A 25470-nucleotide genomic window follows, 5' to 3' on the forward strand; every position below is an offset into this window, starting at 1 on the left:
CCCCTTTGGCCTGCTTACCCCCCAGTGCACTGGCCGCATCCTGCAAAGCCTTGGCGTGCTGCGCCTTGTGTTTGAGCACATCAACCGCAATACCCGTAACCACCTCACTTAAATTCAGGTCACCAAATAAATCACTGAAGATTGAACTATTCTTATTATTCGGTGCTATCGGTGGCGTAGCACCTGCCTTGGGTTTATTCGCAGGCTGGGTACCCGTGTTCACCGGATCATCATTAAAACCATCATCCTGATTGGGTGGTAGCGGCGTGGGTGGTGCCTTCTTATCCGCATCACCAAAATAAAGTATATCGCCGTTTTCGTGAATATCCTTAAACTCTTCTGCCTCATCCACATTATTGAGCATATAGATACTGCCGGCAAAAGTTTTCATTAAAAACCCCAGCGACAAAAAAGACTCAAAATTAAACTGATGCAAATAATCAGCCTTGAAATCCTTGGCACTCTCCAGCATATCCCAGCCATCATTGCGCGGATCATAATTTTTATTGATCATGCCATTCATAAAGTCGCCGCGTTTATCCGCCGGAATATCCCCCAGCCCCGCCTGCTGCCACACCTCATCATCCTTAGTAATGTCTGCCGGCGCCGGTGCCGGCAAGCCTCCGCCGGCTTGAGCCTGCGCCATCTCATTGGCATTACTGCGCCCCTGACGGATGATGCGCTCGCGCGCACTCACCTGAGCCGGATTTTCCTTCTCGCCCGCCGTCCCCTTATTTGGGGTGATTTGCAGCCCCAGAAACGTGGCATAGCCATCCACCCCGTCCTTTACCCAGCGCAAAATGCGCCAAGCGGTAATATGATGCACCTGCTGGCGCAAATTTTTATCCAAATTATCGGTAATCGACACATCGCGCCACGCATTAAAGCGCGCCACCATCTCCGGCTGCGTTTCAAATTCTTTTGATACATCTTTATCCATCATTTCATAATTTTTTAATTTGAATTTGCGCTTTTGCTGCATCTGTTTGGCTAATGCCGGATGTTTGGCCCAAATCTGCATCGGCATACCATGCTCCCAGCAGCGCGCATACATATCATGCAAGGCAATCTGTGCCACCACATGCCCCATCCCCAGATTGCTTTTAAACTGCTCCCCCGGCGGATAGCCGCCGCCGATATCGGCATGTACTCCGGGATAGGTGTATTCGCGAAATTCGCCGCCGCCGCCATGCGGATAGCCGCCATCAATACAGATGCTTTCTACAGAAAAGCTTTTGCGCTGCTCATGCCCGGCCACAAAGTGGTAGCAGCTTTTAACAAAGCGTGCGGCAGCGGCGCGCTCCAGCGACATGGTGCCATGCGCCCAGCCAAAATGGCCGCTAATCATCGACACCAGCGGCGACATACCCACATTGGCCACCGTATCAAACAGGCCGGCCATTTCAATGCTGATGGGAATGCCACGCAGCTTCAGATAAATAAACTCCGGCTTGCCGGCATTGCTCTGCGCGCTGTTATTCGCGCCGCCCTGTGGCTGCGGGTTAGCCTGTGACTGTTTAGGCTGTGGCTGCGAGTTAGGCTGTGGCTGCGGGTTATTATTGGCCTGAGGTGGTTTGGTTGGACCACCATTGGCCTCTTCCTCTTGTTCTTGCGCTGCTTTAATGGCTTCTTTTTCTTTATCCGGATATTTACGATAATATTTGCGCAGTCTGGCGCGCTGCTCCTGCCGCTGTTTGAGCAATTGTTCCAGCTGCTCCTTGGCCTCGGCATTTTCCGGCCGCTCCAGCAGATAATCCAGCAGCCAGTTGATAAAGGTGCGCCCTTCCGCTGCGCCGCGGGAAAAGCCGATTACATACAGCTTAATCGCCTGCGGCAGCGGCTTATTGCCCGGCGCCGGCACCAGCGCATCGATAAACTGGTCGAGCTGAGCTTTGCGCCCGATAGCCGAATCCATGCTTTTAATCATTTTCTGCGCCGTGGTAAGCTTCAGCGGCTTGTCATTATAAACTTTGCATTGTCCCAGCGTGGCACACAGGCGTGTCAGCGCCCAGTTGATTCTGGCTTGGCCATAGCGGGCAAAGGCTTCGCCGGCAAAGCCCGGATCCAGATCGCCGATTTCTTCAAAGCGCGTGCCCACGCCCTGAATATAATGTCTGAACCAGCCGTTTTCGATCATATCTGGATTGAGGTTATTTTCATCCGGTGTGCCACCGGCGCCCATACAGGCATGATACAGGCGCGTCACATTGCTGGTGCGTGGATAGGTATAGGCGCCAATCAGCTTGGCCTGCGGCGCCGCCGCAGTTTGCGCTTTCAGCTCCTGCTCGCTTGGTGGTTTCGCGCCGGTAACCACTTTATCCGCTTTTTCGTGATTATTGGTGCCATCAAAGAAAAAGCTGATTTTCAGAATTTTCTGGCACGGCTTGGGGGCATTACGTGCTTTATAAAAGCAGTCGCCACGATTTTTCTGGATTGCTTCAATTGAGGCCGGCAGGCGCCCGCCCGCCTCAGTGGGAAATATTTTCGGCTTATGCGTTACCGGCCATTTGAATTCGATACTTTTACCAGGCAAAATATCCCCGAGCGTATCCTGCGCTGTTTCTTTGATGCCCTCGCCAGCATGCTTAAGGTCTTTACCCAGCTGCTTAATCCCATCGCCGATTTTTTTAATCTGTTTACCGGCTTTATTCACCACACCACCCGGTGCATTGCTGCCGGTGCCACTCTTATTGCCGCTGGCACTGGCACTATTCGTACTGCTGCCACTGCTGGCGGGCTTGCTGCTGGTACCGGGCGGCGGCGGATTAGGCGTATTGCTGGCTTCATCCTTACCTAATCCCAGCCCATTTAACACATCAGGAAGCGAAATTTTATTGTTATTGGGGTTATTACCTGCCATCGTACTCTCCTTTAATAATTATTTCTGGCTGCTCAGCGGCAATTTACCTTCTGCCTCCAGTTGCTTGATATAGCGCGGCAGAATTACCTGCGGAATTGTTTTGCGTTCCGCCTTAATCGCATCCAGCTTCGCCTTGTTTTTACGGTAATCCGCCATCGATTTTATACTCGGGCGTGGCGTGCAGAGTTTCTGGCTTTCAGCAAACAGTTTCCAGTGCACCGGATTACGCCCTTCCTCAATGGTGCCATAAGTAATAAATATCTGGTTGCATGGCAAAAAATGCACCGTAATATTGGCTACCTCACCAAAATCATCACCCGCCGATGGCGGCGGCGGTGGCAGTGGAATATCGGTAGAATAATATTCATCATATTGATCAATAATAGCCAATTCCTTATGATCAAGATTCATCCCTGGTAAATCTAATCCTCTGGCTTGCCAGCCCGGATACGGCAATACTTTCCAGGAAATATGCATGGTCATCCCCGGCGTCCATTTTGCCCGCAATGCGGCTGCACCACAGGTAGAGCCACCACCATAGCGCATTTTGCCCACCTCATAATCATCTATGCCCGGCGTATTCGGAATACAGCCACCGCCGATACTGCCACCAGCCATATTTTCATAGTTATATTCAATTGCTTCTACCGGCGCGGCATACATGCGGTTTTTACCTGAGGTAATGCCTACAAAAGGCTCAAAACGGTTTGCACAGCTTGTAAGCTGCAAAGCCGCCAGCAGCGCCAGCCCTAGCCATTTTTTCTGCATCTTTTCTGCCTTTTTTATTAGTTTCAAAATTAATAATATTTTCAATGCATTCTATTCTGCTATCTTATTACTACAGTCATCAATTTACATTGTTATGCGTCAATATTTAGAGTGTTAATTATTATTTCTGGCTGCTTAATGGTTAGCACTTTATCCGCTTTTTCATGATTATTGGTGCCATTAAAGAAAAAGCTGATTTTCAGAATTTTCTGGCACGGCTTGGGAGCATTGCGCGCCTTATAAAAGCAGTCACCACGATTTTTCTGGATTGCTTCAATTGAAGCGGGCAGGCGCCCGCCTCAGTGGGAAATATTTTCGGCTTATGGGTTACCGGCCATTTGAATTCAATACTTTTACCGGGTAATTTTAACCCTTTCATCATAATAAAAGATGCTATTAATAGTATTTAGTACACCGGCATTATCAGCTTATTAACACACCCATAATTAAATCGCAAAATATCTCTGCTGCGTTCAATAGCGCAGCCAGTTTTGACAAGCTGTTTTAGTATGATGAACAACACCGCCAATATTTTACTGCGCGGCTTTATTGTCTGATTTCCTTGCTATGGGTACGCTTTATATAGTGAACCATGGCTGAAGGTTTTTTTGCCTACGGCTCATACTGCCTGTCAGTCAATTTTTTCTTATGCTTGCCGGTATGTAAGTAGGCTTTTCAAAATTCATAGAATGAAAGGCTACCAACATGAAAGCAATCCAGTAGCTTGCCCAATGCTGTAAATTTCCGCATCTATCACTAATATCCCAATCACAACCAATTGCAAGTAAAGCCAAAAATAAAACAAGTCAATGCTTGGCAGCTAGCAAAGCAATATAACAGCAAATATCATTCTTGCGCCCAATAGCAAACCAATGTGGAAGTGCATAATAAACCAGCAATAACATATTGCTGCCTTACAGCTTGATCAGGCCTGAGAGCTGGCTATTATTCAAGACAAAAATATAGCCCTAGAGAAAAAGCTCAAATGCTCAAACAACATGAGCTTAACACCATCATCGAATATTGTGGAAGTACCAGCTATAATATTGATTTTCTTAGCAGCACATTAGGCAAACTCCTGCTTGAACGCCCGCATATCCCCAGCCAAACCTTGCTACTGGAGAATCAGGGTATGCTTCAATTTGCCGGTATATTCAATACACTGCTTGCCAGCCTGAAAACCAGTATTAACACTATTGAAAGCAGCAGTAAGGTTGTTGTTGGTTGTTATCGTTAAGATACTTGTAGTTTGAATAAAAATGCCTATTTCTTTTTTAGTTATAGGCATCTATTTAAATTAGAATATATACATAATATTACGTTTTCTTGGAATAATGAGATATTAAATTATAGGTATATGTCCATATTTAATAACTTTTTAGCCTTTATAAATTCAGATGATTTCAAAATTTTTTCTTCATCTAGTTCAATTATATTAGCTTTTTCCTTGAAACAATTAATTTCATTACAATCCATTGCACATAAAATAAGTTGAGCTTGGGGTGGAATTGTATTAATAAGAAAATTTAAAATATTTTTATAATTAAAATTAGCCTGTTCCTGTTGATTTGGTGTATCAATGATAATGGATGCAAAAACTTCATTTTCTGCTTCTTCTATCAATTTCAGTATGGCCATATAATATGCGAGTAGTCCTCTGGTACTTTCAGCTGCGCCACCACTTCCATGCAGTTTGTTGTAATCTATAGGAGATTTAATTGATTTTAAATTAACTCCTTTTGCATCCAGTTTGTCGATATAATCACTTAAATATTTTAAAAAATTATTATTTATGGAAAGACGTTGTTCTTTTGATAAAAGTTGTGTTTGTTTTTGGTTTAACCTTTTTATCTCCAATTCATTTTCTTCTGCTAGTAATAAGCTGTTTGCTCTGGCTTGTTGTACATGCTTTTCAACATTTTTGACTGTTAACATATCAAAGATGTTAATATCATCTATCCCAACGCTTGATTTTTCTAAAACTAAATCCTTCGAAATGTATTTGTTTCTTATTTGATTAATTTTGCTTCGAAGTATTGTAATTTTAATATTCTTGTCTGATAAATTTTTATCAATAAGCTCAATTTCTTTTTTTAAGGATTGAACTAATTTAATGGCTTGGTCTTTGTCTGCAAGAATAGAAGCTCTATAAGGAGAGGAATTATTATGGATTGTCCCACATAAGGGACATAAAAGCTCATCATTGTTATGATATTCGATAGAGAATAAATAATCTTTTTCTAATTCGTCTACTGCTATATTAGCTAACTCTAACTGACTTAACAAATAGGTACGTTTTGCTTTATCTTTTGCTATTATATTAAATAATTCTTCTTGTTCGGCTTGAAGTTTAGATATATCTTCTGATACTTCTTTTTTTAAAATATCAAATTCTTCATTAGTTAAAGCTATAGTTTTAGAAGGAATGGGAAAGTATGTATTCACTATTTCAATGGCTGTATCAATTTTTTGTTGAATTTGTATTTGAGCTTTTCTTTCTTTGTTTTCTTGAGCAATTTCTTTCTGAATTGCAAAGTGTTCTGGCCTTAGATATCCAGTGTGATATTTTATAATAGTCTTTTGCCAGTCGCTATATTGACTTAGGCTAGAAAAACCTATCCATGTTTTAGACCAACTAGATTGCTGATCAATGTAAAAAGGTAAATAGTAAAAAGCTGGTGGAGGTGTCTCTAATATAAAGTCGTCTCCAACCCCTTTCTTACGTTGGGGTAAAAGAGCTCTAAAACCAACAATTTTAGCAAATTCTTCAGCATACTCCCCTGATATATTAGAATATTTTTTTTGAGAATTATCAGGCCAATATATTATTATGGTTTTTTTATAACGTTCTATCCTAAAATTATTTTCTCCTATATTAAAATCAACACGGCAATGTACTTCGAGGTTCTTCCATGTTGGATCTAAATATGGCTCACACCCTAAAGTCCATACTAATAATTTAGCTAAAGTTGATTTACCAAAGCTATTATTCTTTGCTGTTATCAAATTTAGATGAGGATTGAATTTGAACAGGTTTCCCAGTTTTTTTGACTCTGATATTACTACAAGTTGTTGGAATACTAAGTTTTTCATATTGTTTTGTCCTTAGATTTCTTATAAGCAATTTGTAATTATCGATTGTAGGTTCTTTTTTCATGGCTTTTATTTATCAATTCATAAATTATCGCTGCTAAAAGTTCGGTTCTATCTGTAAAATTATTTTTAATTGTTTGAGGTAAATCATTTAATGTAGCCTCTATAAAGTCTTTAACTGAAAGTTTTTTAAATATTTGAAAATTATTGTCAATTACTTTTATAATCTCATTTTTATTATTAACTGTATCAAGTGAACGTCCTATATGCATTGTATTCATATATCTGTTGAAGTCTATTCGGATATTTATTTTATCTGATGGATTTAATCCCAATTCTGGAATTAGATCATCGAACGTTTGGATGAAAATTTCTTTATTAAAATCAGTATTCACCAAAATAATTTCTTGAACTTGAGAGTAGGTAATTCCTTGGGTTTTAATCATTTTTTCCCAATTTAAATAGTTATTTTGGTTTGTACCTTTACGATGTAAATCATCTATTATGGCTCTATAAATTGTAAGCGGTGAACATTTTGAATTAGGATAAAATTTATCAATAAGATTTATTATTTTTCCTTTGGTTGTATCTTGAAAACTTGTAGATGGAAGTGCTGGTATAACAAATCTTAATGATTGTGGTAATGGATAATCACCTAGCTCTCTATTAATAGCATCTTGAATTTTTTGTAAACAATTTTCATCAATATCATTGATAGTAATAATATTTAATTTATAACCTTTTTTTCTTTTTTTAGATCTATCTTATATCCACAAGTTAAAACGAGATCCACATTTTTCAATCTTGAAATAAATGGTTTATCTTTTATTCCAGAAAGCATTTTTCCCAATAATGAATTAGCTTGATTAGAACTTTGTATTTTTACTAATTGTGTAGCTGTACATGGCGAAGAACTAATGCTTTTTACCTGTGTGAACTCAAATTCGGCTTTTGTTTTATCCGTTGAAGTAGCAAATAATACATCTTCATGTAACTCCATAAATATTACATAATCTTTGGATACCTCATGTGCTTCAAGTATTCTGCATAAAGCCCAATGATACTGATATTCAAATTTTTCGAAGGTCAAGGCACCAGCATTTTCGCGTTGTGGGCAAGCGAGAGGATTATTTTCTGGTGCAGATTGTGATATATCCAATATAACCTCCCATATTTAAATGAAAAATTAGTTACTATTTTATTAATATCAGTATATTAGATTATTTGATTTATATTAATAAACAGTTAAATAAATTTTTATATGTAAAATTTATTTAACTGTTACATGTCACCTTATTTAGGAACTTACAACAACACCTTTTCAATTCCCCCATTGCTGGCTTTCTGTACAAACTCTTCCTGCCAGTTTTCACCGAGTATATGTTTGGCCATTTCAATCACCACATAATCGGCCTTGGTATTGGTGTCATCGCTATAGCGGCTGAGGCCTTGCAGGCAGGCGGGGCAGCTGGTGAGGATTTTTACTGGCTCGCCCTGCGGCAGTTTGGCTTTGCCTTTTTCGATTTCTTCTTGTTTACGGAAGCGCACTTGGGTGGCGATATCGGGGCGGTTGACGGCAAACATGCCGGATTCACCGCAGCAGCGGTCGGACAGGGGGATGTTTTGTCCCATCAGCTCGTTAACTACTTTGACTGGCTGGGTGGTTTTGATGGGTGTATGGCAAGGATCGTGATAGAGGTATTGCTGGCCTTGGATGCCGTCCAGTTTCAGGCCTTTTTCCAGCAGGTATTCGTGAATATCGATGATGCGGCAATCGGGGAAGATTTTGTCAAAGTGATAATCTGCGAGTTGGTCGTAGCAGGTGCCGCAGCTTACGACTACGGTTTTGATATCCAGATAGTTGAGGGTGTTGGCTACGCGGTGGAAGAGGACGCGGTTGTCCATGGTGATTTGGTCACCTTTGTCTTTGTTGCCGCCGGCAGTTTGTGGATAGCCGCAGCACAGGTAGCCGGGTGGCAGTACGGTTTGTACGCCAACATGCCACAGCATGGCTTGTGTGGCCAGACCAATCTGGCTAAACAGGCGTTCGGAACCGCAGCCGGGAAAGTAGAATACGGCTTCGGCTTCTTCGCTTATCTGTGGATTGCGGATAATGGGTACGGTGGTGTTGTCTTCGATATTCAGCAGTGCACGGGCGGTTTTAATCGGAACGTGGCGCGGTAATGGCCTGTTGATGAAGTGGACAACCTGTTCGCGGATTTCTGGTTTGCCGGTGGTGGCACGCGGGGCGGTTTTCTGGCGTTTGAGCCAGCCTAGGCTGAAATGTTTGCCCATTTCATAGCCCCAGTTTTGCAGTCTGAAACCGGTTTTGATTACGCCCTGACGCAGGGCTTTGATGGTTCTGGGGTCGGTGGCGTTGAGAAAAGCCATGCCCATGTATACGGTGGGGTTGAATTTCTTTTTGCCAGCTTTGCGCAGGTAGTTGCGCATGGCTACGGTTACGTCGCCGAAGTCGATTTTTACTGGGCAGGGCTTGATGCAGCGGTGGCATACGGTGCAGTGGTCGGCCACGCTGTTAAGTTCGTCAAAGTGTTTCAGGGATACGCCGCGGCGGGTCTGTTCTTCGTACAGGAAGGCTTCGGTAAGCAGGCCTACGCCGAGGATTTTGTTGCGTGGGGAGTAGAGCAGGTTGGCGCGCGGTACGTGGGTGCTGCATACGGGTTTGCATTTGCCGCATCGCAGGCAGTCTTTGATGGCATGGGCGATTTTGCCTAGCTCGGACTGTTCCATAATCAGGGATTCTACGCCCAGCAGCTCGAAAGAAGGGGTGTAGGCTTTGTCGAGGTTGGCGCCGGGCATGAGTTTGCCGCGGTTGAAATGGCCGTGCGGGTCTACCTGCTGTTTGTAGTCCCAGTAGGGCTGCATTTCGGTTTCTGTTAGGTAGTCGATTTTGGTGATGCCGATACCGTGTTCGCCGGAGATAACGCCGTTAAGGCTGCGCGCCAGTGCCATGATGCGGTCTACGGCGTGGTGGGCGGTTTGCAGCATGTCGTAGTCGTCGGAGTTAACTGGGATGTTGGTGTGGACGTTGCCATCACCGGCATGCATGTGCAGGGCGACGAAAACACGACCACGGATAATGTGGCGGTGGATTTCGTCGAGTTTTTCCAGGATGAGGGTATCGGTCTTGCCGCTGAAGATTTCTGCCAGTGGCTGCATGATGTCGCGTTTTACGGATACACGCAGGTGGAAGTCGCGCATGGCGATAAAGCAGTTTTGCTTACCCACGGGTTCGTTATCTTCTAGTTTTTGCGGAAACTGTTTGAGGTAGTCGACCAGTGGCGCATCAAGGTGATTGAGCAGCCATGTCCAGCGGGTTTGGATGCTGGTAACGTGATCCAGAGCATGTTGTTTGCGTGAACCAAGTAATTCGGCGCTGGACAGGTCGGTATCAAGCTTGTCTACCGGCAGTTTGGTTTGCAGGTAGTCGATGATGGCGGCACACAAGGCCAGTTTGTTCCGGATGGACAGTTCGATGTTGATGCGTTCGATGCCGTCGGAGTAGCTGCCAAGCTGTTCCAGCGGTATAACTACGTCTTCGTTGATTTTAAAGGCATTGGTATGGCGGGCAATGGCGGCGGTGCGGGAACGGTCGAGCCAGAAGGTTTTGCGCGCTTCGGGGGTAACGGCGATAAAGCCTTCGCCACAGCGGGCGTTGGCTAGGCGCACGATATGTGCGGCGGCGGTCTGTACTTCGTTTTCGTCATCGGCAACGATGTCGGCAAGTAATACCATTTTCGGGCGGCCTTTGCCGGCAGCTTTGGTGGCATAGCCGACGGCGCGCACGTAGCGCCAGTCCAGATGCTCCAGCCCCGCCAGTTTGACGGTTGGGTGGTTGAGCATGTAGTTACGTACTTCGACGATGGACGGGGTGGCATTGGCTACGGTACCGAAAAATTCCATACATACGGTACGGGTATATTTGGGCATGCGATGCAGTACGAAGGCAGCAGAGGTAATGATGCCGTCGGTACCTTCTTTTTGCACTCCGGGCACGCCGGCAAGGAATTTGTCGGTAACGTCTTTGCCTAGGCCTACTTTGCGAAACCGCTGACCGGGTACTTCGAGGCGCTCGGTTTTGATAATGGAATAGCCGTCGTCATCTAGGGTGTGTATGTCGAAGATGGCGGTGGTTTCGTCGTGAATTTTGCCAAAGTTGTGGCGTATACGCTCGATTTTCAGCCATTGCCCCTGTGGGTTGACCATTTTCCACCATGCCAGATTGTCGAGAGTTGTGCCCCATAGTACGGCTTTTTTACCACCGGCATTCATGGCTATGTTGCCGCCGATACAGCATGCATCGGCGGAAGTGGGGTCGACGGCAAATACCCAGCCGGCGGCGGTAGCTGCTTCTTCTATGCGGCGGGTAACGACGCCGGCACCGCAGGTAATTACGGGGTGCTTGCCTTCTAGCCCGGGCAGTTGTTGTAAGGCTACTGGGCTGTACTGGTCGAGTTTTTCGGTGTTGATTACGGCACTCATGGCATCCATGGGTATGGCACCGCCAGTATAGCCGGTGCCGCCGCCGCGTGGGATGATGGTGAGTTCGAGTTCAATCAGGGCGCGTACTAATGGGGCTATTTCTTTTTCGTGATCTGGGTTGATGACAACAAATGGGTATTCGATACGCCAGTCGGTGGCATCGGTGACATGGGTAACGCGCGCCAGACCATCAAACATGATGTTGTCTTTGTGGGTGATTTTGCGCAGACGATTGAATACTTGTTCGCGTTTGCTGCGGGTGTGGCCAAAGCTGCTGTCAAAAGCGTTGATGGCTTGTTCGGTGTTTTCTATCAGCACTGCCACTTGCTGGTTGTTGTCGCGCCGTTTCTGGATTTCGTGCAGGCGGTGGCGCATTTCTTTAACCAGTGCCTGTTGGCGGTGCTGGTGTTCGAGCAGGTCATCGATGAGGTAGGGATTGCGGATGACTGCCCAGATGTCGCCAAGTATTTCAAACAGCATGCGTGCGGAACGGCCGGTACGTCTGTGTTCACGCAGTTGTTGCAGTAAATCCCACGCATGGCTGCCGAGTAGGCGGATGACTATTTCCCGATCGGAATATGAGGTGTAGTTATAGGGGATTTCGCGTATACGCTGATTGGCTTGTGTGCTCATTAAACGTGTTCCGTTCCGCTCTGCTGGCGTTAAATTGGTAAGGCTGTAAGTAGGTTATTTTAACTGATTTACGCTATATTTCGCAGTTTTGTCTGGTGACAATTTAGGTGAAAACAGTGATGGTGGCAATGGAAAAATCTGCTGGTTTGATGGTATTTTGTTTCATATACACAGTTGTTCAAATGGATAGCTACTGTGAGGTCTGTATAATGTTTTTGCTGGTACGGCTAAAAGTAATCAGCCCTTTAGTTTTTTGCTAAAGGGCTTGGAAGATTAATTTACTGGTTCTATGGTGGTGGTGTCTGGTTTTTTGTATCTGGAGCTGTAGGGACCGTAGAGGATGCCATTACGTTCCTGAGCGGATAATAAGTTGGCGTCGACAACTCCGGCAACTTTATAGGCGCGGTCTGATACTTTATCGGAAATCTGGGTAATCACTGCATTAACCATGAGTGAGAAAAGACCATTGTTATTGCTGTTGCTGCTGGAGTCTAGGGTGATGTTTTTCCGCCCTGTCCAGAGAACTGTACCGTTTCTGGCATCTACCAGTTTGGCATTGACTGTTACGGTGGTTACGCTGCTAATTACTTTGTATTTGGTGCCGTAGTCTTCTACGTTTAAATACAGAATGGCGTCGGGATTATATACTTTTCTGATTTTATTCAATTGTACGGCTTGTATTTCTGCACCATCATTTAAACCGTTGTCTTTAAATGTTTCATGAACCAGTGCTACTGGAAAAACGTAATAACCGGATTCGGCCAGTGGCTGGGTAGTTTGTGCCACGACTGCGTAGGGTGCTTTTACATCTACCGATGAGTTGGTTGGCAGCATCACCATTATGGAGTGTGGATTGCTTTGCTGGAATTGGCTGTAGTCACGCGGTTGTACATGGTGACGGTTGTTGGCACAGGCAGAAAGTAAGGCGATGATGGATAGTGGCAGTAATAGCTGGCGTAAACGCATTATGATTTGCCTCCGTCAATTTTTTTTATCAGGAAATCCATATAGGTTGCTGATTCTGGAAAGGCTTCTTTTTCCTTTTTAAATTGGGCTTTGGCGCCGGCGCGGTTGCCCACTTTGGCGTATAGCATACCCAGATGGGCATGAGCACCCGGTGCTGCCTTGCTATGATGGTTGCTGGTATCGATGAAGTATTTTTCCATGCTGGCAATCTGTTCTTCCGGGGTAGTTTTGCCATCAAGTGCTTGATATTGCAGTTTGTGGAAGTCTCCCCAGTAGTACAAGGTAGGTGCTTGCTGTCTTTGGGCACACGCTGCCAGTAACACGGCAGCTAAAGCTGTGGTTAGTATTTTATTCATATTGGGTTTGATGTGTGTTGATAAGTTTTTATTGATTTGAGGTTATGGATTCCACTGTCCTTGCTCAATACCTTTGACCAGATTGTTGACGGCTTCACGAATGGCTAAATCAAGTACTTTGCCATTGAGGGTACCATCGTAACTGGCGTAACCACCTGTGCCGAGTATTTCGCGTGTAGACAGTTTAAATTCGCCGGCGCCCTGACTTGAGTAAACGATTTCAGATGTCTGTACATCAACAATATTCAGGGTTACTTTGGCGTAGGCTACTTGAGTTTTGCCCTGACCAAGCAGGCCAAATAGTTGTTGATCGCCTACATTTTTTCGTCCGAATTCGGAAATGTCGCCGGTGACGACGTAGCGTGCACCTTTAAGTTTTTGGGGCATACCTTTGATGCTGGCTTCGGTGCGGATTTCATCCATATTGGTGCGATCCAGAACAATAAAGCGTCCGGTTTGCTGCAAATCGGTCATCAGGAGGGTTTTGGCCTGACTGGTAAGCTGATTGTTGCTGTTGCTGAAAATGCCGCCTCCGAGATTGCCACGGCTATCAAATTTGCCTACGGCCAGCGGTGCCTTGGCGCCGTTATAGGCCTGCTGATAGGTTTCTACTTTGGCAGTGTTCAGAATCTGAGAGCTTTCGGTAGCACATGCAGATAATAAAACTGCACTTAATGCGGTTAAATAAAGTTTATTCATGATTATTTGTGTTAATTATATTGAAGGGGAGTATATAGAGGCTGTTTTTTTATGTCAAAAATATATTGGGTAAAAATATAGATATTTTAATTACGCAAACTGTATGCAGGAAGTTGACTGGTATCAGAATTGTTCCTGTGCGCTTAGATAGCGCCATTGTCCCGGTGGTAGGGCTCCCAGTTTAATTTTGCCCATGCGTACCCGTTTCAGACCGGTAACGCGCAGACCTACCAGTTCGCACATGCGCCGAATCTGGCGTTTTTTACCTTGTTTGAGTATAAAGCGTAGCTGATCTTGATTTTGCCAGCTAACTTTGGCTGGACGCAGTTTTTCGCCATCCAGACTCAAGCCATGGTTGAGTAATGCCAGACCATTGTCGCTAAGCTTGCCGCTGACACGTACCAGATATTCTTTTTCGATGCCGCTGTTTTCACCGATAAGCTGTTTGGCGATGCGCCCGTCCTGTGTGAGTACGAGTAAACCTACTGAATCTATATCCAGCCGGCCGGCCGGTGCCAGATGGCGGGTATGGGTTGTCTGAAACTGGATACGGCTTTTGTCTTCCTGCCAGTGATTGGCTTCGGTAATCAGTTCGACGGCGGCACGGTAGCCTTTTTCTGGCTGCGCGCTGACATAGCCCACCGGTTTGTTTAACAGGATGGTGACGCGCTCGGCCTGTTGGCGGTGCGCCTGCCGGTCGAGGTCGATGCGGTCTGAGTCGATAACTTTTTGTCCCAGTACTGCGGTAACGCCATTAACTTTTACCCAGCCCTGCTCGATATAACCATCTGCTTCGCGGCGCGAGCATAGGCCTAGTTGTGCCATGCGCTTGGACAGGCGCTGTGGTTCATTTTGTTCTGATGTTGTCATACTTTGTGCTCTTTCTGTCGATTTGAACCAGCCACCATGTCCAGCAGGAACAGGCGGCAATCCAGATTACCATTGAAGAGGGGGATTTTGCGTTTGGGTGATAGGCGCATCAGTTTGGGCATATCGCGGTCGGCACTGAACATGCCAATCAGCCAGCCGGCAAAATACTGTTTCAGCCAGCTACCAAGCTGCGGATATAAGGCGTGCAGTAGCTGGATTTCTGAAAGGCGTACTCCATAGGGAGGATTGCTTAGCATAATGCCATTGGCACCATTTGGTCGAGTATCTAAGGCATCAGTTACCTGCCATTGAATATGTTGCTCTACTTCGGCGTAACGGGCATTGTTTTGTGCCAGTTTGATTAGTTTGCTATCAATATCTGCGCCGAAAATGGGTGCCTGAGGCTGGCTTTTAGCGGCTGAAGCGGTACGGCGCTGTTGTTGCCATAAAGCATCATTGTAATTGCATAGGTTTTCAAACCCGAAAGCTCGCTCCAGTCCGGGTGCTGTGTTGGTGGCAATCAGTGCTGCTTCTATGGCGAGAGTGCCACTACCGCAGAATGGATCCATGAATGGCTGGCTGCCATTATAACCAGCCAGTAGTAACAGGCCGGCCGCCAGATTTTCACGTAATGGTGCTTCACCGGTATCGCTGCGATAGCCTCGTTTAAATAAGGCTTCGCCACTGCTATCCAGATAGATAGATAGTTCGTTTTTTTCTATGAAGACATGAATACGCACATCCGGGCGGAATTTTTCTACACTGGGGCGGCTGCCGGTTTTGTCGCGAAATACGTCGCAGAGCGCGTCTTTTACTTTTAATGCAGCAAAATTCAGGCTGTTGATTTGTGCCTGTTTGCCTTCGATATGAATTTTGAAGTTTTTGTCAACGTTAAACCATTCAGGCCAGTTAATTTTTTTAGCTTGCTGATAGATATCGTTTTCGTTACGAAAGTAGCCGGTACTCAGGCGAATAAGTACGCGGCTGGCTACTCGGCTATGCAGATTAATCTGGTAGATACTGGCTAAATCACCGTTAACGGCAACACCGCCATCGTGGTTGTGAATCTGTTCGCAGCCAAGTGTAACCAGTTCCTGATTTAATATGGTTTCCAGTCCGCGCGGACAGCTTACAAAAAGAGAATATGAATTCATGCAATACTTTAACTAAGGAGGAAAGGACATGCTAAACTTGTTTACGCATGTTTGGATAGTATGATTGTAATATTGAAGGTCAGGTATTGACCATTGTTTGTGTTTTCGGGTGCGCAAATTTAGGTGATTTGGTGTGAAGCTGCATTTTGGGAAAAGCAAACTTTATGTCTGCATGTTTTGATGAATTATTGAAGGAGGTGCTATGTTTATTTTTAAGTTAACTTATCTGCATTCTATAGATGAAATTGAGAAATATATACCTGCCCATCTGGCTTATTTGCAGGAACATTATGATATGGGTCATTTTATTGCTTCAGGCCGGCAAGTTCCGTGTGTCGGCGGGGTGATTCTGTGTCGTGCCAGCAGTAGAGAGGCTGCTGAAGCCATATTGCAGGAAGACCCGTTTTATATCCATAAGCTTGCTGAATATGAAGTAATTGAGTTTGTACCAAGTAAATATGCGAATGGTTTTGAAGTATTTATCTGATTTTATTGCTGGGTAAGCTGATTAGTTTACTGAACTGGTTTCGGTTTTTGCTGGCAATTTTAGTTGGTGTTTGGGATACCTTTTTCTAATGAATTTTATTTTTAGGATATACAAACTTTATGAATCAACCTAAGAAACTAGCTGTTTTCATCAATGCTGATAATGTGTGTGCAAATACTATAGAATCTATACTAAACAAAATTGAAACCTTTGGGCGAATTGGTATCAAACGTGTTTATGGTGACTGGGGTTCTTCACGATTAACAACTTGGCGTCAGAAAATATTACCAAATGCTTTGACACCTATACAACAAATTGCTTATATCAAAGGAAAAAATGTAAACGATGTTGCTATAATTATTGATGCGATGGATTTATTACATAGTAAAGTATTTGACGGGTTTTGTATCGTCTCTAGTGATAGTGATTTTACTAGTCTTGCTACACGTATTCGTGCAGATGGCTTATTAGTATATGGATTCGGCGATATTAAAACTCCAAAAATTTACCGTAATTTTTGTGATCAATTTATTTATATGGATGAATTAAACTCGTCAACAAATAAAAATTCAGTATCTATAACTGCTGAAGAGTCTAAAAAAACTGAACAAAAACAGTCTGTCCATTCAAAATCAGAAAATAATATAAGGCTGAAAAAACAAATAATCACTCTAATAGCCTCGATTATTGAATCGCAAAAAAATAAAGAAGGCTGGTGTAATTTAGGATGTGTTAAACAACGTATCATTGTAGAAAAACCAGATTTTAATTTTAAAAGTTATGGACACAGTAAATTTTCTAGTTTAATTGCCAGTATTAATCTATTTGAACTAAACAAAGGGAATTCTTGCCTTGTCAGAATACGCCCACATTCATCGAATAGTAAATTAATTTTATCAGATATGCCTTGTGCTAAGACAAAAGAAAAAACAAACACGGTTTAAATTATTTTTAGTAAAAAATTATTTACATTATAATAATCATTCATTGATTAAATAGATAAAATTAAAAGGGTATGATGTAAAACGAACGAATCAGAATAATCAGATATAAATCAGATATAAAATGGTTTGCTAGATTTATTGTAATTATAAGAAATAAAGAGGGAATGCATTATAATGCCGCTTACAGATAGAATCGAAATCCAAAAATACTACCAAGCTTTACTCGCAAAAGACCCAAGCTATGTTGGTATCTTCTACGTAGGTGTTAAAACTACTTCAATATTTTGTATAGCTGCATGCAGAGCGAAAAAGCCAAAATTTGAAAATACGGAATTTTTTCGCACGGTTAAAGATGCTCTTGATGCAGGCTACAGACCCTGTAAAATCTGCCGGCCAGCAGAGAATGCTAATGAAGCACCCAAACAGGTGATTGATGCTATAAGAATCAGTACTGAAAATCCAAAGATAAGAATATCTGATGCGCTGTTAAGAGAGCATCAAATCAGCCCAGAAACTGTTCGCCGCTGGTTTAAAAAAAATTATGGTATTACTTTTCAGGCTTATCAAAGAATGTACCGGATTAATCAGGCTTATCAGGAGTTGAAAACGGGTAAAAAGATAATGGATACAGCTTTTGATAATGGATATGAATCATTAAGTGGCTTTGCTTATACCTATAAAAAGATTGTCAAAAAATCACCTTCCAATTATTCAAATGAGAATCTTATCCTTATCAATCGTTTAACCACGCCTATTGGCCCTATGTTTATTTGTGCTACTCAACAGGGTATTTGTCTGTTGGAGTTTGTTGACCGACGTATGCTTGAAACGGAGTTCAGGCAGCTACAAAATTTACTTAAGGGGACAATTATCTTTGGTGAAAATAATCATATTCTACAGGCCAGACTTGAAATGGATGAATACTTTCGGGGTAAAAGGACAAACTTTACTGTTCAATTGCATACACCCGGAACGCATTTTCAGCAAGCTGTCTGGGATTGTTTGAGAACAATACCTTATGGTGAACTCTCTACTTACAAGCAACAGGCAGAAAAGCTAAATAATCCTAAAGCAGTTAGAGCTGTTGCTAGTGCCAACGGTTTTAATCGTGTCGCCATCATTATTCCCTGCCACAGAGTAATCGGTTCTAATGGTCAATTAACTGGCTATGGTGGTGGATTGGCGCGCAAACAATGGCTTATTAATCATGAAAAAAATAATCACCAATCATAAATTTTTGGGTGCAAATGGGTAGTTTGCTTGGATTTTGTCACCGCTTAAATACACAGTTCTGTTTGTCTTTAACCATATTGCGTAATCTTGATTTAACTGAACATGGTTTTAATAGGCTGGTTTCGGTGGTTAAGCTGAAACAGGGCAAACTTGTGTCCAGTAGGCAATAAAAATTTACCTGCGGTGAAGCCTTAATTTAACTGATTTAGTAATAACCATTGCTGGTTGGAATTTTTTTAATGGAATATTCAGCGTAGTATAGCGGTCTTTACTTGTTCCATGATTATTTGTTCTTAAATAATGAAACTGGTAAAGTTACTCTGTTTTTTGTCTGTAATTATAATGTGTTTGAAAAGATTTTAGTTTTGGTAATTGTGTTGATTAATTTTAATATTAATTGAACTGGTTATCATGGTTAACTATATATTGATATGGTTTTTAACCTAATCTATACATAATTTATTTGTAATAAAAGGATAATAGATGAAAGAAAAATCAATTTCACATGTGTCAGCCTTATTAAAACAAATTAGTTCTGATACCAAGGCAGAAGATGTTTCTGAAGAAAAAGAAAATAATTTTAATGAGTTAGAATATATTGAAATGCAGGCGCAGCGGGGTGATGCAGATTCTCAATTTCACTTGGGTATATTTTATTATGCAGGTGAAGAGGTATGTCAGGATTGTGAGAAAGCTGCCAGATATTTCGGCATGGCAGCCAGACAGGGAAACGTTAATGCACAATTTGCTCTGGGTGTTATGTATCAAAATGGCGACGGTGTGCAGCAGGACTATGTTAAGGCTAAAGAATTTTTTATTCAGGCTGCTAAGCAAGGTAATGCTTCGGCTCAATGTAATCTTGGATTGCTGTATAAAAATGGCAATGGGGTAAAACAGGATTATTTTGAAGCGCTAAAATATTTTCAGCTAGCGGTTGCTCAGAATGAAGCTAAAGCACAATCTTCTTTAGGATTGATGTATTACTTGGGCGAAGGTGTGAAACAAGACTACATAAAAGCTTTTAACTATTTTCAGTTGGCAGCTAAGCAGGGTGAAATTACTTCTCAATATATTTTAGGGATAATGTACTATCATGGTGAAGGGGTAGAACAAAGTTATGATAAAGCAATGCATTATTATTCCCTTGCTGCTGAACAGGGAAATGCTGATGCACAATATAAATTAGGACTGATTTACCATAATGGTACAGGCACAACACAGGATTTTGTTCAGGCATTAAAATATTATCAATTAGCGGCTGATCAGGGGTGTAGTGATGCTTTAACTAATCTGGGGCTTCTGTACAGTGATGGATTAGGAGTAAAGCAGGATTATGAACAGGCTGTAAAATATTTTCATCTTGCTGCTGCACAAGGTAATGTAACTGCACAGTTTAATCTCGGAGTATATTATAGATATGGCTATGGTATAAAACAGAATTATACAAAAGCTCTGAGCTACTATCAGTTAGCGGCCGAACAGGGCAATATTATTGCCCAATATAATCTCGGTGTTATTTATGAAAATGGTCAGATTACGCAACAAGATTATGTTGAGGCTGTGAAATATTACCAGCTGGCAGCTAAACAGGGCTATTCTTATGCTATCTATAATTTAGGACTGATGTTATATAACGGTAAGGGTATTAAACAGGATTATCAAAAAGCGGCCAAATGTTTTTATCTGGCTGCTAAAGATGGGTTGGCCACTGCACAATATAATCTTGGATTAATGTACTATAAAGGGATAGGGATGAAACAAGATTATGCAAAAGCTGCTGAGTATTATCAATTAGCTGCTGATCAGGGAGAAGCTATTGCTCAGGCTGATTTGGGTTATTTGTATGATAATGGGATGGGTTTGCAGCAGGATTATATAAAAGCATTTGAGTATTATCAGCTTGCAGCAGATCAGGGGCAGGTTATGGCTCAATATAATTTAGCTAATATGTATCAAATTGGCAGAGTTGTAAAACAGGACGATGCAAAAGCATTGAAATATTACCAACTGGCAGCCGAGCAGGGACATGTGGATGCGCAACTGGATTTAGGAAAAAAATATTTCTCTGGTAATGGTGTCAAACAGAATTATTTGAAAGCAATTGAGTATTTTCAACAGGCTGCAACGCAGGATGATGCTGAAGCCCAGTTTATTTTAGGAGTGATGTACTTAAATGGTAAAGGTGTAAAGCCAAATAAGCGTATGGCTATGGAATTGCTTAGAAAAAGCTGTGAAAATGGTAAACAGGAAGCCTGCGAGATATATGGGCAATTGAAATAAAAAAATAGCTTTATTTTTTATCAGATATTTGTCTTTATTATATATTATAAGTCACCAGATAAAAACAACGTTGAAATTATCTATAATGGGTATCTGGTGAATCATGATGTTTGTATAGATAAAATAAATCTGGTTTTGCAAAATTTGTTGCTTGTTTTATGGCCATTGTCACCAATATTAGCTTTTTATCTGTAACAGTCAGATTTCTTTGCTAACAATTTGGTATTTCAAGATTAATCCGTTATGAATGAACAAGCAACACCAATGCCGGAATTTGCTCTCCGTTTAGTCAAATGGCAGCGGCAGTATGGCCGGCATGGTTTGCCATGGCAGACGCGTGAACCGTATCTGGTATGGCTGTCGGAAATTATGTTGCAGCAAACACAGGTAACGACAGTGTTGGATTATTATCCACGGTTTGTGGCTGCTTTTCCAAATGTGCAGGCTTTGGCGGCCGCCGATGAAGATGTGGTAATGGGCTTGTGGCAGGGGCTGGGCTATTACAGCCGTGCGCGGAATCTGCATAAGGCTGCCAGACAGGTGGTAACTGAGTTTGCCGGCAAGTTTCCGCGCAGCCGGATTGAACTGCAAACTTTATGCGGAGTAGGGCGCAGTACGGCAGCGGCGATTGCCGCTTTCTGTTTTAATGCTCGTGAAACGATTCTGGATGGCAATGTAAAGCGTGTGTTGTGCCGGCTGCTGGCACTGGATGGTGATATTGCCAGCAAGGCGTTTGAAGATACACTCTGGCGCACAGCCGAATCCTTGTTGCCGCTGGATGCTGCTGATATGCCGGCTTATATTCAGGGATTAATGGATTTAGGCGCGACGGTATGCAAACGCAGTAAGCCGGTATGTTCTGCATGTCCTATGAGTGATATTTGCATGGCACGCGCGCAAGACCGTATTGCTGAATTACCTCGCAAGAAAACTGCGGTGGCAGTAAGAAATATGTCGCTATACTGGCTGGTATTGTGTAATGGCGATGGGGCTGTGTTTTTACATAAGCGTCCAGCCAAAGGTATTTGGGGTGGTTTGTGGTGTGTGCCTTGTGTGGACAGTCTGGCTGCTTTGTATGAGTTGGCAGCACAATTTGGTATTGCTGTTGAAGATTTGAACGAAGACGCTGAAATCAGCCATCGTTTAACCCACCGCCAGTTACTCATTTTGCCTTTCAAGGCACAAGCAGACTGTCAACCTATAAAACCTGCCGAAATAGCTGGTGAATGGGTGCTGCCAGATAATTTAGCAGCCTATGGTATTCCTAAACCATTACATGAATATTTGAATGCGGTACAAGGCAGTCTGTTTTAATCCAATACTATTTTTATTTAATGACAGTGTTATTGAGAATGCTTGCTGAGCATGTTTATTTTTAATTTTGTCTGGTTTGTGTGAATAAACGGCAGTGAGTATTGCTGCTTGTGAATAATATTGTTTTTTACTCTATTTAGAGTAAATTTAATTGACGCTATCATCTTTGTCACGTATAAACGCTATCTTGCTGAAATGTTGCTGTCTTTTTGCTATTTTTACGCTATAGAGATGAAGGCGGTAAAACTATGTTTTCAGTATTAGGTGAACTTAATGCGATGCTTTAAGTTTCTGATTATTTAACCGGGAATAAAACAATGGAAGAAGATTCGAGTCGACCGTTTATTTTATTGATACTACAACTGCAACTAGGCCGTTGATGTTTCCGGGTTAACAGTATCTGCCGACCGGGAAACAGCATGGTCGGTGAGGTACTGTTTATGAAAAAATTAAAAAAAATCATTTCTCAACCAGTAGTAATTAAGGCTGTGCTGGAATCACGCAATAGTCTTGATGGTACACTGTCCAATTTACAGACTAGTCTGAGTGGTCTGACTGAACATGATGTTAAAGAACGGCTGGCCAGTTTTGGCAGCAATGATGTGGTGCACGATAAAGCACCTTCTGCGTGGCTGCAATTATTGCTGGCGTTTAAAAATCCCTTTATTTTTGTCTTGCTGGCACTGGCCTGCGTAAGCGTTTTTACCGATTATCTGATTCCCTTGCACAATGGTGAGGAAACCAGTGTGAGTGGAATTGTTATTATTCTGGTAATGGTTCTGCTCAGTGGTTTACTCAGTTTCTGGCAGGAATATCGTTCTAATAAGGCCGCTCAGGCACTAAAATCAATGATCAGCACCACTGCTACAGTGTTGCGCCGCAGCCATCATGATATCAGCGCCAAACAGCTTGAAGTGCCGATTAAGGAAGTGGTACCGGGCGATATTATTTTGCTGTCTGCCGGGGATATGGTTCCGGCCGATGTGCGCCTGATTGAATCACGCGATTTGTTTATTAGTCAGGCGGTACTGACTGGTGAATCCATTCCAGTAGAAAAATCAGATACTGTTGATCTGAATGGAATTGTTGCTGCTGAACAGCAGCAGCCATTATCGGCCAATCCTCTGGATGCAGAAAATATCTGCTTTATGGGTACCAATATTGTAAGTGGTACGGCTAAAGCGGTGGTGGTGGCTACTGGCAGCGATACTTATTTTGGTTCGCTGGCAAAATCGATTGTGGGTACACGCAGCCAGACTGCTTTTGACCGTGGTGTGAACAGTGTGAGTCATCTGCTGATTCGCTTTATGCTGGTGCTGGTGCCGGTGGTGTTGCTGATCAATGGTTTTACTAAGGGTGATTGGGGTGATGCAGCTCTGTTTGCTTTGGCTGTGGCTGTAGGACTGACACCGGAAATGCTGCCAATGATTGTAAGTGCCAATCTGGCTAAGGGTGCTATGGCAATGGCGCGGCGTAAGGTGGTGGTGAAACGTCTGAGTGCTATCCAGAATTTTGGTTCGATGGATGTGTTGTGTACCGATAAAACTGGTACTTTAACGCAGGACAAAATTATTCTGGAACATTACACTGACATCAATGGCCACAATGATAGCGAAGTTTTGCAGTTGGCATGGTTGAACAGTTCTTACCAGAGCGGTATGAAAAATCTGATGGACAAGGCGATTGTACGCTTTGCTCAGGAACCGGAAAACAGTGCTGTTATTAATGATGGTGGCTATCGTAAGATAGATGAATTGCCGTTTGATTTTGTACGCCGGCGTTTATCCGTGGTGTTGCGGGATGAGGAACAGTGCCATGTGCTGATTTGTAAAGGTGCTGTGGAAGAAATGTTGTCAATTTCCAGCTATGTGTATGAACAGGGGCAATATCTGCCACTGGATGCTGCACGGCGTGAGCAATTGCTGGCATTGGCTGAAAGTTATAATAAGGAAGGCTTCCGCGTACTGGCGATTGGTAAAAAGTATATTAGTCCGAATGCACAAAAATCACAGTATGCGGTGGCTGATGAAACTGAACTGACTTTATTTGGTTTTCTGACTTTTCTTGATCCGCCAAAAGACAGTGCAGCCCAAGCCATTGCAGCCTTGAGTGAAAATGGTGTGGCAGTGAAGGTGTTGACCGGTGACAATGCTATTGTGACACGCAAAATCTGCCATGAGGTGGGTATTGAAGCCGGCCAGCCTTTGCTGGGTAATGATATTGAGGGACTGAGTGATGAAGCACTGAAGCCTTTATTGGAGCAACATACTGTTTTTGCTAAGTTAACACCGTTACAGAAATCACGCATTATTCGTCTGTTACAGGAGAATGGGCATACTGTTGGTTTTCTGGGTGATGGTATTAATGATGCGCCGGCATTGCGTGATGCTGATGTTGGTATCTCTGTGGATACGGCTACTGATATTGCGAAAGAATCTGCCGATATTATTCTGTTGGAAAAAAGCTTGATGGTGCTTGAAGAGGGGGTAATTAAAGGGCGCGAGACTTTTGGTAATATTATTAAATACCTGAATATGACTGCCAGTTCTAATTTTGGCAATGTATTTTCAGTATTGTTTGCCAGTGCATTTTTGCCTTTTTTGCCTATGTTGGCGATTCAGTTGCTGATTCAGAATCTGCTGTATGATTTTTCCCAGCTATCCCTGCCATGGGACAAGATGGATGAGGAATTTTTGCGTAAACCACGCAAATGGGATGTTTCCAATATTAGCCGCTTTATGTTGTTTATTGGCCCGATTTCTTCTATCTTTGATATCAGTACCTTTGCGCTGATGTGGTTTGTATTTCATGCTAATGCGCCAGAAGTGCAGAATCTGTTTCACTCTGGCTGGTTTGTGGAAGGATTGCTGTCACAAACATTGGTGGTACATATGTTGCGTACGCGCAAAATTCCGTTTGTACAAAGTACAGCAGCTTTGCCGGTATTGTTGATGACTGGGTTAATTATGGCTATCGGAATTTATATTCCATTTTCTCCGATTAGCAGTTGGATTGGTTTGACTACGCTACCATGGCAATATTTCCCGTGGTTGGTACTCACTCTGGGCTGTTACTGTGTGGTGACTCAGATAGTTAAACGCTGGTACATTCGCCGCTTCGGACAATGGTTTTAGGCATTAAATAGTAAAAAAGAGCGAGTTGGCTACTCGCTCTTTTTTTGTGGCCATTTATCAGGGCAAATATGAGGCAGATTGTGATGCGTTTAATTTGGTGATATTCTGCCAATTTGTTTAATATGTACTGATTTTATATATATTTATATTTTTTATCAGTAAAGCGATAGAGATAA

Annotated in this window: 19 protein-coding genes and 1 pseudogene; 7 read left to right on the forward strand and 13 right to left on the reverse strand. The window is 42.9% G+C overall.

All coding sequences use genetic code 11. The features are described 5' to 3' along the window. The 3 genes from BHC51_RS01180 to BHC51_RS12365 all read right to left on the reverse strand — a co-directional run. The coding region (locus BHC51_RS01180; protein WP_143558722.1) for a T6SS phospholipase effector Tle1-like catalytic domain-containing protein at window positions 1-2860 on the reverse strand (2860 nt) is incomplete at its 3' end. A gap of 18 nt (window positions 2861-2878) precedes the next feature. Then, a complete protein-coding gene (locus BHC51_RS01185; protein ID WP_100153129.1) occupies window positions 2879-3628 on the reverse strand; it encodes a DUF3304 domain-containing protein in 750 nt (249 codons plus the stop codon). A gap of 199 nt (window positions 3629-3827) precedes the next feature. Further along, the gene (locus BHC51_RS12365) at window positions 3828-4010 is read right to left on the reverse strand and encodes a hypothetical protein (protein WP_143558725.1); all 183 of its coding nucleotides are present in this window, start codon (window positions 4008-4010) and stop codon (window positions 3828-3830) included. A 603-nt stretch (window positions 4011-4613) separates the two neighbouring features. Here BHC51_RS12365 and BHC51_RS01190 point away from each other — a divergent pair. Continuing rightward, window positions 4614-4865 carry a hypothetical protein gene (locus tag BHC51_RS01190; RefSeq protein WP_100153130.1) on the forward strand — a complete coding sequence of 84 codons (252 nt, stop codon included), beginning with the start codon at window positions 4614-4616 and terminating at the stop codon, window positions 4863-4865. A 110-nt stretch (window positions 4866-4975) separates the two neighbouring features. Here the strand turns inward: BHC51_RS01190 and BHC51_RS01195 are convergent, their stop codons facing one another. From BHC51_RS01195 to BHC51_RS01235, 10 genes and pseudogenes are all read right to left on the reverse strand, one after another. Next, window positions 4976-6721 carry a hypothetical protein gene (locus BHC51_RS01195; RefSeq protein WP_100153131.1) on the reverse strand — a complete coding sequence of 582 codons (1746 nt, stop codon included), beginning with the start codon at window positions 6719-6721 and terminating at the stop codon, window positions 4976-4978. A gap of 38 nt (window positions 6722-6759) precedes the next feature. Continuing rightward, window positions 6760-7167 carry a hypothetical protein gene (locus tag BHC51_RS12990; RefSeq protein ID WP_257384751.1) on the reverse strand — a complete coding sequence of 136 codons (408 nt, stop codon included), beginning with the start codon at window positions 7165-7167 and terminating at the stop codon, window positions 6760-6762. A gap of 93 nt (window positions 7168-7260) precedes the next feature. Beyond that, window positions 7261-7446 (reverse strand): annotated as a pseudogene (locus BHC51_RS13230) (hypothetical protein); the annotation flags it as partial. A gap of 2 nt (window positions 7447-7448) precedes the next feature. Then, entirely contained in the window at window positions 7449-7880 is a 432-nt protein-coding gene (locus BHC51_RS01205) for a dsDNA nuclease domain-containing protein (protein ID WP_180296397.1), read from the reverse strand. A gap of 146 nt (window positions 7881-8026) precedes the next feature. After that, a complete protein-coding gene (locus tag BHC51_RS01210; RefSeq protein ID WP_100153133.1) occupies window positions 8027-11857 on the reverse strand; it encodes a DUF3683 domain-containing protein in 3831 nt (1276 codons plus the stop codon). 273 nt (window positions 11858-12130) lie between these two features. Further along, window positions 12131-12823 carry a DUF799 domain-containing protein gene (locus tag BHC51_RS01215; RefSeq protein ID WP_100123656.1) on the reverse strand — a complete coding sequence of 231 codons (693 nt, stop codon included), beginning with the start codon at window positions 12821-12823 and terminating at the stop codon, window positions 12131-12133. Next, window positions 12823-13179, reverse strand: coding sequence for a DUF4810 domain-containing protein (locus BHC51_RS01220; protein WP_100100842.1), 357 nt, complete (start codon window positions 13177-13179; stop codon window positions 12823-12825). Before BHC51_RS01220 ends, BHC51_RS01215 begins: the two co-directional genes overlap by 1 nt. Window positions 13180-13221: 42 nt before the next feature. Next, window positions 13222-13878 carry a CsgG/HfaB family protein gene (locus tag BHC51_RS01225; RefSeq protein ID WP_100100843.1) on the reverse strand — a complete coding sequence of 219 codons (657 nt, stop codon included), beginning with the start codon at window positions 13876-13878 and terminating at the stop codon, window positions 13222-13224. A gap of 123 nt (window positions 13879-14001) precedes the next feature. Continuing rightward, window positions 14002-14748: a pseudouridine synthase gene (locus BHC51_RS01230; protein ID WP_100100844.1), complete on the reverse strand. Its 747-nt coding sequence runs from the start codon at window positions 14746-14748 to the stop codon at window positions 14002-14004. Further along, on the reverse strand, window positions 14745-15902 hold the full coding sequence (locus BHC51_RS01235; RefSeq protein WP_100153134.1) for a THUMP domain-containing class I SAM-dependent RNA methyltransferase: 1158 nt from the start codon (window positions 15900-15902) through the stop codon (window positions 14745-14747). Before BHC51_RS01235 ends, BHC51_RS01230 begins: the two co-directional genes overlap by 4 nt. Window positions 15903-16104: 202 nt before the next feature. On the opposite strand from BHC51_RS01235, the gene BHC51_RS01240 reads away from it, so the two are divergent. The 6 genes from BHC51_RS01240 (at window position 16105) to mgtA (ending at window position 25294) form a co-directional block, all read left to right on the forward strand. Continuing rightward, window positions 16105-16389 (forward strand): YciI family protein, encoded by a 285-nt coding sequence (locus BHC51_RS01240; RefSeq protein WP_100100846.1) that lies wholly within the window; start codon window positions 16105-16107, stop codon window positions 16387-16389. Window positions 16390-16508: 119 nt separating this feature from the next. After that, window positions 16509-17333 carry an NYN domain-containing protein gene (locus tag BHC51_RS01245; protein ID WP_100100847.1) on the forward strand — a complete coding sequence of 275 codons (825 nt, stop codon included), beginning with the start codon at window positions 16509-16511 and terminating at the stop codon, window positions 17331-17333. Between the two features lie 174 nt (window positions 17334-17507). Beyond that, window positions 17508-18566, forward strand: a complete 1059-nt coding sequence (locus BHC51_RS01250; protein WP_100153135.1) for a bifunctional transcriptional activator/DNA repair enzyme AdaA — start codon at window positions 17508-17510, stop codon at window positions 18564-18566. Window positions 18567-19049: 483 nt separating this feature from the next. Beyond that, complete coding sequence (locus tag BHC51_RS01255; RefSeq protein WP_100153136.1) at window positions 19050-20846, forward strand: SEL1-like repeat protein; 1797 nt, start codon at window positions 19050-19052, stop codon at window positions 20844-20846. Between the two features lie 243 nt (window positions 20847-21089). Then, window positions 21090-22160, forward strand: a complete 1071-nt coding sequence (gene mutY, locus BHC51_RS01260) for an A/G-specific adenine glycosylase (protein WP_100123661.1) — start codon at window positions 21090-21092, stop codon at window positions 22158-22160. A 440-nt stretch (window positions 22161-22600) separates the two neighbouring features. Further along, on the forward strand, window positions 22601-25294 hold the full coding sequence (mgtA, locus tag BHC51_RS01265; protein WP_100153199.1) for a magnesium-translocating P-type ATPase: 2694 nt from the start codon (window positions 22601-22603) through the stop codon (window positions 25292-25294). Window positions 25295-25470 lie beyond the last annotated feature (176 nt).

Source organism: Snodgrassella alvi, from assembly GCF_002777745.1.
GTDB classification, from domain to species: Bacteria; Pseudomonadota; Gammaproteobacteria; order Burkholderiales; family Neisseriaceae; genus Snodgrassella; species Snodgrassella alvi_D.